Below are 13,947 nucleotides of genomic sequence, written 5' to 3'. Positions count from 1 at the left end.
CTCTGTACATGCCACATCATTGTTCGAACCCAGCAGCATAGAGCCGGGGTCAGACCCGGCGGGTCTGACCCCAGATTTTGCTGGTGGGGTGAAATAACACTGCCGACTCACTAAAGTTTTTATAAATCAACCAATGACTGTTCCACTGACTTCCTCCGCCACCCTGCGCACCCGCATCGCCGTCATCGACGTGCTGCGCGGCTTCGTCATGCTGATCATGCTGTTCGACCATGTGCGCGAGACCGTCTTTTTACATCACCAGGTCAGCGACCCGATGGATGCGACCCACGTCGATCCGGCCCTGTTCTTCACGCGCCTGGCCGCCCACGTCTGCGCGCCCATGTTCGTTTTCCTGACGGGACTCTCCGCCTGGCTGTACGCGCATCCGGCGGCCGGTCCGCGCAGCGCCAGCGGCTTTTTGTTCAAGCGGGGCTTGCTGCTGGTGGTGCTGGAACTGGTGTTCGTCAATTTCGCGTGGAGCGGCGCGTTTCCGCCCGCCGTGCTGTACCTGCAGGTGATCTGGGTCATCGGCCTGGCCATGATGGCGCTGGCCGTGCTGCACAAGTTGCCCTTGAAAGTGCTGCTCGTGCTCGGTGTGGCGATGATCGCGGGCCAGCATTTGATGACCGGCTTGCGCGCCGAACAGGGCAGCCTTGGCTATTACGCGCTGACGGTGCTGCTGCAACGCGGTTATCTGGTGGCCGACGGTGCGATGAAGATCAAGGTCAGCTATCCGCTGCTGCCGTGGATAGGCGTGATCGTGCTCGGCTATGCTGCCGGCCCCCTGTATGCGCGCAGCCGCTCACCGGAAGGACGGCGCCGCCTGCTTCTGGCGCTGGGCGCGGGCAGCTTGCTGCTGCTGGGCCTGCTGCGCGGCTTCAATCTGTATGGTGAAACCCTGCCGTGGGTGGCGGGCGACACGGCCTTGCGCACGGCCATGAGCGTGCTGAACTTCACGAAATATCCGCCGTCGCTGGACTTTTTGCTGTTCACCCTGGGCCTGGGCCTGCTGGGCCTGGCCTGGCTGGAAAGCGTCGATAACGGGTTCACGCGGGCTTGCGCCACCTTTGGCGGCGCGCCCATGTTTTACTACTTGCTGCATCTGTATCTGCTGCTGGCCATCGGCCTGACCTTGACGGCCGTGCTGGGCGCCAATCACGGCACCCGCTACGGCGTCGAACATATCTGGCAAGTCTGGCTGCTGGCCTTGCTGCTGATGCCCGTGCTGTACTTCCCCTGCCGCGCGTTTGCCAATTACAAGCGCACGTCGCAGCAGGCGTGGGTGCGTTACTTCTGAGTCAAGCCTATTCTATTTGCAGTACAGCCTGTCAATGCTGTGGCTGGACGCCAGGTAATGCCGCGTTTGCCAACCGATGGCCACTCTGTAGGCGCACGGCGGATCCAGCGCCACGTTGACGGGGAAGCCGCCATTGTTGCCTGACAGGTGAGGCCCGCCTGCGCCGCCGCGGAACAGATAATTGCTGGGCGGTGGAGGCGGCGTGAAACTGGCGGCCGGCAGCGGTGGCGGCGGATGCTGGATGCCGTTGTTGTTGGAAATCGTGATAGTGAAAAAGCGCAAATGCGGATGGTCTATCGTGTACAGGATATGCACGAGGCCGCCCGCGATGGGATTGCAGGCATTGCTGCGCAATTCTTCCAGGTCCAGCGCCACGATGACGGGCGAGTTGTCGAAGACGATGGAGTCGAGCCCGTCCGTGGCCACGAGCGCCAGGGTATTTCCGTCACGCACTTCGAAACCCAGGCGGTAGCGGCGTATCGGTTCGCTTTCGGCCGCCGTCAGGCTGCGGCCCGCGTCGAGGATGGGCAAGCCGCCAGGCAGCTTGGCCGGATGCAGGCTGGTGATGGCGGGCGTATTCACGGTAAGCAAGTCGAAGGTGCGCAGGAAGATGTTGGGCGCCACGTTGACGACGGCCGTCGTGCCGTCGCGCATGTCCACGGTGACGGGCTTGCCGTCCACGCGTATCCAGCCGCCCGGTTTCAAGTCGCCCGCATCGACGATCACCTGCGCCGAGTCGGCCAGGCCCAGTCCGTTCGTATAAAACACATAGCCGACGAGCGTGCCGAGCACTTGCGTGAGCGGCGCCAGGCTGGCGGGCGCCACCGTCGGCAAGGCTGTCGGGTCGTCCGTGCCGCCCGGCCAGGACCATTCGCCGATGAGGAAACGGTATTCGAGCGGATTGGCGGGAATGGCGCTGTTGCGCAGCGGGCAATTGCCTTTCAATGTGACGCCGCCAGCGAACACGTACGAGGCGCCGGGGCCGCCCGCATAGCCTTGCGCGGAAAAGCCCGCCAGCGAAGGGAAGGGGTGGATGTCGAACACTTCCACCTGCTGCCAGTGGGGCACGCCTTCCACATCGGGAGGTAGCACTTCTTTCGAGCACAATTCGACGCAGAAACAGTGGCCCACGTTTTCGCGCCCCGGCTGGCGGCCGTTGGCCTGCGTTTCCGACAGGATTGTGATGCTGCCCAGCTGCGCCGTGAAATACACATCGGGCCCGCTGGCAAATTCCACGTTGATGAACGGCGAGAATGGCGTGAGCGTGAAGTCCGACGTCAGGTAGTCGATGCGGAAGCGCCCGCTGGTGTCCGTCACCGCAATGCCCAGCGCATCGTCCTGCAGCCAGTCCGCGTCGAACGCCCGCACGGTGGCACCTGCGATCGGCGTGTGCGGCGCATCGCAGGTGCGCAGCCGGCCGCAGATGGTCCAGGCGCCGAAGCGGGCGCGCACCAGGCACCAGAAGCGTTGCGGCAGGCAATAATCCCAGATGGCGACGAAATCGTTGTCGACCTGGCGCCAGCGGGGCTGGATGGTGGTGATGGAAAATTGCAGCGGCACGGGGTCTTTCGGTCCCGGCTTCAAATGGGGCACGGTGGGGCACAGGATATCGACCTCCACAGCCTCGCCCTGGTAATCGCCTTCCAGGGTGAAACTGTAGTTGCCGTCGTCATCGGTGCGCGCTTCGGCCAGCAGGAAGGGGGCTTTCGCCTGCACTTCCTCGTCAGAGAGGATGGCGAAGGTTTCCTTGGCGCTGGCCACGGCCAGGGCCGTGACGTTTTGCGTGTCGCGCGGCCGGTACAGGCGCACGATGACGTGCGACAACGGTTCCGGACATTCGGCACAGATCAAGCCGCACAGCTTGCCCCGCAGGATATAGGCCATGATGGTTCTCCAGCTCGGTTGGACAGTTGCGCCGTTCAAGATGGCGACGCTGTTACCAAGCTAGCAAACGGGCAGCCGATGGGTTTGATCCTGCGTAAAGGAGTGCCTATTTGATCAGCGCCAATACCTCGCGGAAACGCGGGTGCTTGCAGTCGCGTAGCCATTCAAAGGCCAGCATTTCCACCGTCACCAGCTGCGCGCCCAGCTTGCCCAGGCGGGCCAGCGCCGCGTCGCGGCTGGCGGCCTGGCGCGAGCCGACGGCGTCGATGGCGATGATGACGTCATACCCGAGTTCCAATAGGCCGACGGCCGTCTGCAGCATGCACACATGGGCTTCGCAACCCGTGACGACGATCTGTTTGCGTCCGGCGGGCAGCATGTCCTGCAAGCCATCAAAGCAGGCGCCGAAATGCGTCTTGTGCAAGGTCCGTTCGCACAGGGCGGCGATCTCTTCCACATTCGGCCCCAGTCCCTGGCGGTTCTGTTCCGTGCCCAGCACGGGCACGTCGAGCAGGCGGGCGATCTTTGCCAGGCGCAGGTTTTGCGCCAGCACCAGGCCGGCGTCGTGGATGGCCGGCATCAAACGGCCTTGCAGGTCGACAATGACTAAAACGGCATGGTTTGCATCTATCAGCATGGCATTATCCTAATTCGTATGTGGCGACAGGATAGTGTAGCGCGCAGTCAGCTTGGCCAGCTGGGCACGGCCGTCTCGCCCATCAGGTAGGCGTGATTGAGCTCGATGGCGCTGCGCAGGTAGTTCCACAGGGCGCTGACGCGGGCGATGTTGCGCCGCTCGCTGGGCGAGATCATCCAGAAGGCGCGCAGCAGGTCGATCTCGCCGTCGAGCACGGGCACCAGTTCGTTCGACTGCTGGGCCACGAAGCAGGGCAGGATCGCCAGTGCCTGGCCCGCGCGCGCCGCGTGGTACTGGGCGATGACGCTGGTGCTGCGAAACGCGCGCAGGGAATCGGGTGCCACGTTGTCCATGTAGCGCAGCTCCGAACTGAAGACCAGGTCGTCCACATAGCCGATGATCGGGTGCTGCGCCAGCTGCGCCACGCTGGTGATCGCTGCGTGGCGCGCCAGGTAGCCTGGCGTGGCGTACAGTTTCAGCCGGTAATCGGACAACTTCGTCACGACATACGGGCCGGACAGGGGCCGTTCGATGGAAATGGCCACGTCCGCCTCGCGCTTGGACAGGCTGACGAAACGGGGCACGGCGATCAGGTCCACGCTGATGTGCGGGTATCGTCCGCAAAACTGCGCCAGGTGGGGCGCCAGCACGATGGCGCCGAAGCCCTCTGTGGCGCCCAGGCGCACCTGGCCCGACAGCAATCGGTTGTGTTCGCCCAATTCCTCGGTGGCGGCAAACACCGTGCTTTCCATGGTTTCCGCGTATTCCATCAGGCGGTGGCCCTCGGGCGTCAGCTGGTAGCCCACGTAATTGCGGTCGAACAGCTGCGTGCCCACCTGCTCCTCGAACTTGCGCATGCGCCGCGACACGGTGGAATGGTCGATGCCCAGCTTTTTCGCCGCATCGACGAGTCCCGTGCTGCGCGTCAGTTCCAGGAAGACCCGTACATTGTCCCAATCGAGCATGGCCTTGTCTCCTTGTGCATTTTTGCAAAGGAATTATGCATTAATTCCACTTGAATGCATATTTTTACACATGCAGAATGCATCTAAACATATAAGAAAACCCGTTCACCTGGAGACACGCATGAAAAAAACCGTTCTGGCCATGGGCGCGCTGGCGCTTTCCCTGTCTTTCACCGGCGCGCACGCGCAGATTTCCGATGGCGTCGTCAAGGTCGGCATCCTGACCGACATGTCCGGCCCGTATTCGGCCATGGGCGGGCGCGGCTCCGTCGTCGCCAGCCAGATGGCCGTCGAGGATTGTCTGAAGGCTGAATGCAAGGGCATGAAGATCGAAATCCTCTCGGCCGATCACCTGAACAAGGCCGACATCGCCGCCTCCAAGGCGCGCGAATGGATCGACCGCGACAAGGTCGACGCCATCGCCGATCTGACCAATTCCTCGGTGGCCCTGTCCGTGCAAAAACTGATGAAGGAGAAGGGCGGCATCGCCATGTTCAGCGGCCCGGCCACGGGACGCCTGACGAACGAGGATTGCTCGCCGAACGGCTTCCACTGGATGTTCGACACGTATTCGCAGGCGGCCGGCACGGCGGCGGCGCTGACCAAGCTGGGACAAAAATCCTGGTATTTCGTCACCGTCGATTACGCCTTCGGCCACTCGCTGGAAAAGGACGCCAGCGAAGTCGTCAAGCGCAATGGCGGCACGGTGCTGGGCGCCGTGCGCCATCCGCTGAACGCGTCCGATTTCTCGTCCTTCCTGGTGCAGGCGCAAGGGTCAAAAGCACAGGTGATCGGCCTGGCCAACGGCGGCGCGGACACCGTCTCCGCCATCAAGCAGGCGCGCGAGTTCCGCATCGGCAGCGGCAAGGACCAGCGCCTGGCCGCCTTGCTGGTGTTCCTCTCGGACGTGCACGCGCTGGGGCTGGAAACGGCCCAGGGCCTCGTCTACGCGGACGGCTTTTACTGGGATTTCGATGACCGCAGCCGCGCCTTCGCCAAGCGCTTCGAGGCGCTCAACAAGGGCGCCAAGCCGACCATGGTGCAGGCGGGCGTGTATTCGAGCGTCTACCACTACCTGAAATCGGTGGCGGCCGCGAAAAGCGACGACTCGAAGGTCGTCGCCCAGAAAATGCGCGAGCTGCCGATCAAGGACGCCGTCATGAACAACGCCTCGATCCGCCCCGACGGCCGCGTCATCCACGACATGTACCTGGTGCAGGTGAAGACCCCGGCCGAATCGAAAGGCGCGTGGGATTACCTGAAAGTGCTGTCCACCATTCCCGCCGACCAGGCGTTCAAGCCGATGGATGGGGCGGCGTGCAATCTCGTTAAAAAATAATTCCGGGGTCAGACCCGTCGGGTCTGACCCCAGCTTTACGCCGTTGGGTTTAGCTGAACAAACATCGCACACCCGGAGCCTCAATCATGAACCAAGCCCTCACCTCAGTCCCCGCCATCCCCCTGCACATCGCCGGCAAGCATCACGCCTCGGCCAGCACGGAATGGCGCGACGTCGTCAACCCGGCCACGCAGGACATCGTCGCCAGGGTGCCGTTTTCCACGCCCGACGAAGTCAATCTGGCCGTCGCCACGGCCAAGGAAGCGTTCAAGACGTGGCGCAACACGCCGCTGGCGGCGCGCATGCGCATCATGCTCAAGTACCAGCAGCTAATCCGTGAAAACATCGGCGCCCTGGCCGAACTGATCACGCGCGAACACGGCAAGACCCTGCCGGACGCGGAAGGGGAAGTGATGCGCGGTCTGGAAGTGGTGGAGCACGCGTGCTCGATCGCCACCCTGCAGCTGGGCGAAATCGCGGAAAACGCGGCCACCGGCGTCGATGTCTACAATATCTACCAGCCGCTGGGCGTGGGCGCCGGCATCACGGCCTTCAATTTCCCCGTCATGCTGCCATGCTTCATGTTCCCCATCGCTATCGCCTGCGGCAATACTTTTGTCCTGAAACCGTCGGAGCAGGACCCGTCATCGACCATGTACCTGGTCGAACTGATGTACCAGGCGGGCTTGCCGGCCGGCGTGCTGAACGTCGTGCATGGCGGCGCCGACGTCGTCAACTTGCTGTGCGACCATCCCGACATCAAGGCCGTGTCCTTCATCGGCTCCACCCATGTGGGCACGCATGTCTACCGCCGCGCCAGCGAATCGGGCAAGCGCGCACAATCGATGATGGGCGCGAAAAACCATTGCGTGGTGCTGGCCGACGCCAACAAGGAACAGGCGATCAATAACCTGATCGGCGCCGCGTTCGGCGCGGCCGGCCAGCGCTGCATGGCCAATTCCGTCGTCGTGCTGGTGGGCGAGGCGCGCTCCTGGCTGCCGGAAATCGTCGCCCGCTCGCAAGCGCTGAAAGTGGGACCGGGCAGCGACCGCACGGCCGACCTGGGCCCGATGGTCTCGAAAGCGGCCATGCAGCGGGCGGAAAAACTGATCCAGGCGGGCGTGGACGAAGGTGCGCAGCTGCTGCTCGACGGCCGCGGCCACAAGGTGGCCGGCTACGAGGGCGGCAACTTCATGGGCCCGACGATTTTCTCGAAGGTGGCTGCGTCGAACGCCGTCTACACGCAGGAAATCTTCGGCCCCGCCATGTGCGTGGTCGAGACGGAGACGCTCGACGAAGCGATCGCCTTCATCAACGCCAACCCGAACGGCAACGGCACCTCGATCTTCACCTCGTCCGGCTGGGCGGGGCGCAAGTTCCAGAACGAGATCGACGTGGGGCAGGTGGGCATCAACGTGGCCATCCCCGTGCCCGTCGCCTATTTCAGCTTCACGGGCTCGCGCGCGTCGAAACTGGGCGACCTGGGCCCGAACGGCAAGCAAGCCCTGTATTTCTGGACGCAGACCAAGACCGTCACGGCGCGCTGGTTCGCCCCGGACGATGGCGGCAGCGGCGTCAATACCACCATTGCGATGAAATAAGGAGGCGGCGATGAGCACCAATATCGTTTTCATCGGCCTGGGCAACATGGGCTTACCCATGGCGCAAAACCTGGTGCGGGCCGGCCATGCGGTGACGGGTTTCGACTTGCTGCCGGCCAGCGTGCAGCAGTTTGCCGCCGGCGGCGGCCTGGTGTCCGATGACCGGGCGGCGGCGATAGGCCAGGCCGACATCGTCATCACCATGCTGCCGGCCAGCCGCCACGTGCTGGGCGCTTATTTGGGTAACCCTTTGGGCAACGCGGGCATCCTGGCGCAGGCGCGGCCCGGCACCTTGCTGATCGACTGTTCGACGATTTCCACCGAGGCGGCGCGCCAGGTGGGCCGCGCGGCCGAGGAAAAGGGCATGCCCATGCTGGACGCGCCCGTGTCGGGCGGCACGGCGGGCGCCACCAACGGCACCTTGACGTTCATGGTGGGCGGCGAAGAATCCGCGCTGGCGGCCGCGCGCCCCTACCTGGACGTGATGGGCAAGGCGATCTTCCATGCGGGCGGCTCCGGTTGCGGGCAGACGGTCAAGATCTGCAACAACATGCTGCTGGGGATTTTGATGATCGGCACCAGCGAGGCGATACGCCTGGGCGTGGCCAATGGCCTCGATCCGAAAGTGGTGTCGGACGTGATGGCGAAAAGCTCGGGCCGCAACTGGACCCTGGAGGTGTACAACCCGTGTCCCGGCGTGGCCGAGAGCGTGCCCGCGTCGCGCGGCTACACGGGCGGCTTTGGCGTCGACCTGATGCTGAAAGACCTGGGCCTGGCCGTGGAAAGCGCGCTGGCCAGCGGGGCGAGCGTGCCGCTGGGCGCCCTGTCGCGCAATCTATATAGCTTGCACAGCAAGGCGGGGGCGGGCGCGCTGGATTTCTCCAGCATTTATCAGCTGCTGGGCGAGAAAGCTTAAGGCTGCTGCGCCTGCAGGGCCGCCAATTCGGCCCTGGCTTTTTCCAGCTTGCCTTCCAGCTTGGCGATTTTCTTCGGCTGTTTATTGGCTTCTTGGGCCAGGCGCAGCGAACGCTCCGTCTGGTTCACTTTCGCTTGCGCCTTCAGCACCTTCTTGTTGTGGCGTTCGACCAGCGCGTTGTCGCGGCAGTGGGCGTTGACTTCGTCGAGCGCGCGCGTCAGGCCCGCGACCTTGTCGGACAGGCCCTGTTCCTGCGCCTGCTGCAATTCGCTGCGGATGCTTTCGCGCTTGGCGGCGCAGCCGGCCAGCCGGGTGTCTGCGGCGCTGGCACCCACGCAGGCGGCGGCGAGCAGAAGGGTCAGGGCGGTTTTCGATAGAAGGTTCATGGCATTCCTGTGTCTGTGGTGAGCCCGTGCAATGTAAGCCTGCCGGCGTGCCCTGTCAAACTTCGCCTACCGTGCGCGCCTGTCCCGCATGGCATCGGCTACCATGCGTGTTTTCTTCTTGTCGACACCGCCGCATGACCAGGAAATTACTATTGCTGCTCCCTTTGCTATTGCCGCTGCCTGTACTGGCGCAAACCTCGCCTACCTTGCTCGATCTGCAGCTGATCGCCATCAAGGCGCGGGCCGATGCGGCCAGCCATAGTCCGGAAAGCATCGCCGAATTTGCCGAAACCCGCCGCGTGGCCGAAACGGGCGACGTGGAGGCGCAGCTGGAACTGGCGCGCATGCTGCAGCTGGGCGTCGGCGCGCCGCAAGACACGGCGCACTCGATGGCCTGGATACGCAAGTCGGCCGAAGGCGGCTATGCGCCGGCGCAGGCAGCTTTGGGGCTGGCCTACACGGTGGGCGGCAAGGTGCCCATCGACCGCGTGCAGGGAGAATACTGGCTGCGCAAGGGCGTGGCGCAGGGCGACGCGCTGGCGCAAACCATGCTGGCGCTGGAATTCATCGATGGCAGCAGCCCTGCCGAAGAACAGGCGCTGGCCATCATCTGGTTGAAGAAGGCCGCGCTCGAAGAGCACTTTATTCCTGCCTATAATGCGTTGGGCGAGCACCTGATGCGCGCAGCCGCCGATGAGCAGGAGCGCGGCGAGGCCTTCCGCTGGTATGACAGATCGGCGCGTGAAAAGGAACCGGCCGGCATGCGCAACCTGGCCCGCGCGCACGAGCTGGGTCTGGGCGTGGCACAGTCGGACAAGCTGGCCCTGGCCTGGTACGAGCGGGCGGCATGGAGCGGCGACCTGCCCGCCATGCGGCGCATGCTCGACGTGTACGTGAAGGGTGAACTGGGACAACAGGCGAATGCCGAAGACGCCGCCGAATGGCGCGCCAGGCTGGCGGAAAGCGAGAAGAAATGAAGACCATCGTATTGTTATTGACCCTGGCGCTGGCGCAGCCCGTGCTGGCGCAGCCTGCGCCCTCCAAAGAACCGCGCCAGCATCCGGCGCTGGCCGAATTCGATATATCCGGCCTCGACGACATGCGCGCGAAGGTGCAGGCCGTGGTCAACCGCCCGGCCGACCTGTCGCCGGAAAAAATCGCCGCCTACGACAAGACGCGCCGCGCCGCCGAAGGGGGCGATTCGGCCGCCCAGCTGGAGCTGGCGCAGATGCTGCACGAGGGCGAGGGCACGCCGCGTGACGTTGACGCCGGCCTGGCGTGGATGCGGAAATCGGCCGAGGGCGGCTATGGCCCGGCGCAGGCATTCCTGGGCGTCGCCTATACGCTGGGGCAGGGCATGGCGGCGGACCGCAAGCTGGGCGAATACTGGTCGCGCAAGGGCGCCGCGCAAGGCGTGGAACTGGCCAACTTCATGGTGGCCCAGCACTTTGAAAACATCCACAGCAGTCCGGCAGAACAGGCGCACGCGCTGCACTGGCTGAAGTTCTATGCCGAAAACGGTTTTATTCCCGCCTACAATGAAATCGGCTACCGGCTGATGATGACGGCCAAGGACGAGACGCAGCGCAAGGAAGCGTTCGGCTGGTACATGCAGGCGGCCAAGGCGCTCGATCCGCCGGGCTTGAACAATGTGGCCTACTCGTATGAAGTGGGGCAGGGCGTGCCGCAGAGTGACGAGGCGGCGCTGGGCTGGTATGAAATGGCGGCCATCGCCAAGAGTCCCCCGGGCCAGACGGGCTTCGCGCGGCTGCTGGAGCAGGGCCGCGGCGGCCCTACCCGGCAAGGGCCGGCGCCCCAGCCCTTCGAGTTGTACCTGCTGGCGGCGAAGCAGGGCGACGCGGAAGCCATCGAACGGCTGGTCAAGGTGTACGATAAGGGCGAGCTGGGACAGGCGGCCGACCCGGCCAAGGCGGCGCTGTGGCGTGAAAAGCGCAAGTCAGCCACGCCCCCTTAAGTGGACGAGACGGGGCGGAAACGGCATGCTATCATCATTGTTATCGATAACAATATCATGAGAGACCCATGAATCCCGATTTTCGCTCCAGGGCCATGCTTGAAAAGCACATCCAGCACACGATGCATTTCTACCACCCGCGCGCGTTTGACCCGAGCGGCGGCTTTTATCACTTCTTCCTCGACGACGGCACCGTCTACGACCATGCCACGCGGCACCTGGTCAGCAGCACGCGCTTCATCTTCAATTACGCCATGGCGCACCGCCGCTTCGGCGGCGACGATTACCAGGCGGCGCTGCGCCACGGCGTGGCCTTCCTGCGCGACGTGCACCGCGACCCGGCCACGGGCGGCTATGCCTGGCAACTGTCGTGGAAAGACGGCGTCAAGACGGTGGAAGACGGCGCCAACCACTGCTACGGCCTGGCCTTCGTGCTGCTCGCCTATGCCCACGCTTTGCAAGCGGGCGTGGCGGAAGCGCGCGCCTACCTGGACGAAACCTTCGAATTGATGGAACAGCGCTTCTGGCTGCCCGAACACGGCCTGTATGCGGACGTGGCCAGCGCCGACTGGTCCACCCTGGACGGCTACCGCGGCCAGAACGCGAACATGCACGCGTGCGAAGCCATGCTGGCCGCATTCGAGGCGACGGGCGAGGCGCGCTACCTGCACCGCGCCGAAACCCTGGCGCACAACATCACGGTGCGCCAGGCGGGCCTGGCCAACGGCATGATCTGGGAACACTACACGCCCGACTGGGCTATCGACTGGGATTACAACCTGCACGACAAGAGCAATATCTTCCGTCCCTGGGGCTACCAGCCCGGCCACTTCACGGAATGGGCCAAGCTGCTGCTGATCATGGAGCGCCACAGCCGGTTCATGGCCGGACCATCGGAGTGGCTGCTGCCCCGTGCGCGCGCACTGTACGACACGGCGCTGGCGAAGGCCTGGGATGGCGCGCATGGCGGCATCCACTACGGTTTCGGCCCGCACGATGAAATCTGCGACGGCGACAAATACTTCTGGGTGCAGGCGGAAAGCTTCGCCGCCGCCGCCGTGCTGGCCGCGCGCACGGGCGACGACGCCTACTGGCAAAGCTACGACAAGATATGGGACTACAGCTGGAAGCATTTCGTCGACCACGAACACGGCGCCTGGTACCGCATCCTGACGCCCGAGAACCAGAAAATCAGCAACGAGAAAAGCCCGGCCGGCAAGACCGATTACCACACCATGGGCGCCTGCTATGAAGTGCTGAACGTGCTCAAAGGTGCCGCATGAGCGCCGCCTTCCCGCGTGAATTTCCACAATTCGTGTCGGCCGGCGAAGCGCTGACGGACATGCTGCGCACGGGCCCGGACGCCTGGAGCAGCCAGGTGGGCGGCTCGACCTGGAACGTGGCGCGCGTGATGGCGCGCCTGGGCGTGCCCAGCGCCTTTGCGGGCGCCGTCAGCCTCGACGTCTTCGGCGACGCACTGGCGCAAGCGACCGACGCGGCGGGCCTGGACATGCGCTTCTTGCAGCGCCGCGCGAAGTCGCCGTTGCTGGCCATCGTGCATGAACTGCATCCACCCACGTATTACTTCATCGGCGACGACAGCGCCGACCTGCATTTCGACGCGGCGCAACTGCCGGCCGGCTGGATGCAGGGCGCGCAATGGGTGCATTTCGGCGGCATCAGCCTGGCGCGCGAACCGCTGGCCGGCAAGCTGGTGGCGCTGGCGCAGGAGCTCAAGGCGGCCGGCGTGAAAATCAGCTACGACCCGAATTTCCGCATCATGATGGATGCGCGCTACGACGCCACCCTGCGCCGCATGACGGAGCTGGCCGACGTGATCAAGGTGTCCGATGAAGATCTGGCGGGCCTGTTCCGCCACGACGACATCGATGGCGCGTTTGCCGTGCTGCGCGGCTGGAATCCGCACGCCACGTATTTGTATACGCGTGGCGCGCAAGGTGCGGCGCTGTACCTGGGCGAGCAGACATGGCAGGCGGCCCCGCCCGCCATCGAGGTGGTCGACTCGGTGGGCGCGGGCGACGCCAGCATCGGCGGCTTGCTGTACAGCCTGATGTACCGGCCCGATGCGGACGGCGGCCAGCACTTGCGCTTTGCCGTCGCGGCCGGAGCAGGCGCCTGCCTGGCGGCCGGCGGCTCGCCGCCCTCGGTGGACCTGGTGGAATCGCTGGCGCAGCGCACGCAGCTGCGTTAAGTCGTATGGCGCGGTGCGCCGGCAGGCAGGCGCACCACGCATATTTTTTACGCAATGCAAAAATTTATCATGGTCAGCTTGATCTGCATCGAAACGCGTTGACCTTCCCGCCAGGCCTACCTTGACGTTGGCAATCCTCCTACATGCACGCCGCATGGCCCTGTCTAGAATGGGGACTTCATTGCACACCTGGAGAAAACATCATGGCCACCCAATCCCATCAGGCAGCGTCCGTTTCCCAGCAAAATGCCGGTATGCAAGACATGGATGCGATCGAACTGCTGACGCAAGATCATCAGACGGTGAAGGACTTGTTCGAACAGTACGAGGGGCTCAGCGACAGGTCGCTCGCCAGCAAACGCAAGCTGGCGCTGAAAATCTGCGAGGAATTGAGCAAGCATGCGATGGCGGAAGAGGAAATCTTTTATCCGGCCGTGCGCGACGCCAGCCGCCTGAACGAAGACTTGATCGACGAAGCCATCGTCGAGCACGCCTCGGCCAAGGAATTGATCGCGCAAATCGTCGCCATGGCGCCCGGCGAAGACTTGTACGACGCCAAGGTCAAGGTCTTGTCCAGGCAGATCGAGCAGCACGTACAGGAAGAGGAGGGCGAGATTTTTCCGCGCGCGCGCGAGGCGCAGCTCGATCTGCTGGCCATGGGCGGCCAGATCGCAGCGCGCAAGGCGGAAATGCAAGTGCCCGGGATGCAGCCCTGAGCCTGCCTGGCCGCGTCTG

Annotated in this window: 13 protein-coding genes; 9 read left to right on the top strand and 4 right to left on the bottom strand. The window is 64.2% G+C overall.

The annotated features are described in order from the left end of the window. Positions 1-133: 133 nt before the first annotated feature. Positions 134-1,297, top strand: coding sequence for an acetyltransferase domain-containing protein (locus tag OX462_RS16855; RefSeq protein ID WP_409026599.1), 1,164 nt, complete (start codon positions 134-136; stop codon positions 1,295-1,297). A 12-nt stretch (positions 1,298-1,309) separates the two neighbouring features. Here OX462_RS16855 and OX462_RS16850 read toward each other — a convergent pair whose 3' ends face one another. From OX462_RS16850 to OX462_RS16840, 3 genes are all read right to left on the bottom strand, one after another. Next, complete coding sequence (locus OX462_RS16850; RefSeq protein ID WP_409026598.1) at positions 1,310-3,181, bottom strand: hypothetical protein; 1,872 nt, start codon at positions 3,179-3,181, stop codon at positions 1,310-1,312. Positions 3,182-3,287: 106 nt separating this feature from the next. Then, a complete protein-coding gene (locus OX462_RS16845; protein ID WP_409026597.1) occupies positions 3,288-3,818 on the bottom strand; it encodes an isochorismatase family protein in 531 nt (176 codons plus the stop codon). 47 nt (positions 3,819-3,865) lie between these two features. Continuing rightward, positions 3,866-4,783 (bottom strand): LysR family transcriptional regulator, encoded by a 918-nt coding sequence (locus tag OX462_RS16840; protein WP_409026596.1) that lies wholly within the window; start codon positions 4,781-4,783, stop codon positions 3,866-3,868. A gap of 142 nt (positions 4,784-4,925) precedes the next feature. Between OX462_RS16840 and OX462_RS16835 the strand changes: the two genes are divergently transcribed. From OX462_RS16835 to mmsB, 3 genes are all read left to right on the top strand, one after another. Then, a complete protein-coding gene (locus OX462_RS16835; protein WP_409028754.1) occupies positions 4,926-6,122 on the top strand; it encodes an ABC transporter substrate-binding protein in 1,197 nt (398 codons plus the stop codon). An 86-nt stretch (positions 6,123-6,208) separates the two neighbouring features. Continuing rightward, positions 6,209-7,723: a CoA-acylating methylmalonate-semialdehyde dehydrogenase gene (locus tag OX462_RS16830; RefSeq protein ID WP_121669160.1), complete on the top strand. Its 1,515-nt coding sequence runs from the start codon at positions 6,209-6,211 to the stop codon at positions 7,721-7,723. 10 nt (positions 7,724-7,733) lie between these two features. After that, a complete protein-coding gene (gene mmsB / locus OX462_RS16825) occupies positions 7,734-8,639 on the top strand; it encodes a 3-hydroxyisobutyrate dehydrogenase (RefSeq protein ID WP_409026595.1) in 906 nt (301 codons plus the stop codon). On the opposite strand, the gene OX462_RS16820 is transcribed toward mmsB, so the two are convergent. After that, the gene (locus tag OX462_RS16820; protein WP_409026594.1) at positions 8,636-9,025 is read right to left on the bottom strand and encodes a DUF1090 family protein; all 390 of its coding nucleotides are present in this window, start codon (positions 9,023-9,025) and stop codon (positions 8,636-8,638) included. The two genes, mmsB and OX462_RS16820, sit on opposite strands and share 4 nt — an antisense overlap. Before the next feature lie 152 nt (positions 9,026-9,177). On the opposite strand from OX462_RS16820, the gene OX462_RS16815 reads away from it, so the two are divergent. The 5 genes from OX462_RS16815 to OX462_RS16795 all read left to right on the top strand — a co-directional run bounded on the left by OX462_RS16815 (position 9,178) and on the right by OX462_RS16795 (position 13,928). Continuing rightward, on the top strand, positions 9,178-10,002 hold the full coding sequence (locus OX462_RS16815; protein WP_409026593.1) for a tetratricopeptide repeat protein: 825 nt from the start codon (positions 9,178-9,180) through the stop codon (positions 10,000-10,002). Next, a complete protein-coding gene (locus tag OX462_RS16810; protein WP_409026592.1) occupies positions 9,999-11,000 on the top strand; it encodes a tetratricopeptide repeat protein in 1,002 nt (333 codons plus the stop codon). Before OX462_RS16815 ends, OX462_RS16810 begins: the two co-directional genes overlap by 4 nt. Positions 11,001-11,068: 68 nt before the next feature. Then, positions 11,069-12,283 carry an AGE family epimerase/isomerase gene (locus OX462_RS16805; RefSeq protein ID WP_070222019.1) on the top strand — a complete coding sequence of 405 codons (1,215 nt, stop codon included), beginning with the start codon at positions 11,069-11,071 and terminating at the stop codon, positions 12,281-12,283. After that, positions 12,280-13,212, top strand: a complete 933-nt coding sequence (locus OX462_RS16800) for a carbohydrate kinase family protein (protein WP_070222017.1) — start codon at positions 12,280-12,282, stop codon at positions 13,210-13,212. Before OX462_RS16805 ends, OX462_RS16800 begins: the two co-directional genes overlap by 4 nt. A 263-nt stretch (positions 13,213-13,475) precedes the next feature. Further along, positions 13,476-13,928, top strand: a complete 453-nt coding sequence (locus tag OX462_RS16795) for a hemerythrin domain-containing protein (protein ID WP_070222096.1) — start codon at positions 13,476-13,478, stop codon at positions 13,926-13,928. Positions 13,929-13,947 lie beyond the last annotated feature (19 nt).

The organism is Janthinobacterium aestuarii, from assembly GCF_046113285.1.
In the GTDB taxonomy this organism is placed as follows: Bacteria; Pseudomonadota; Gammaproteobacteria; order Burkholderiales; family Burkholderiaceae_D; genus Janthinobacterium.
This window is presented reverse-complemented; position numbering and strand designations above follow the sequence as displayed.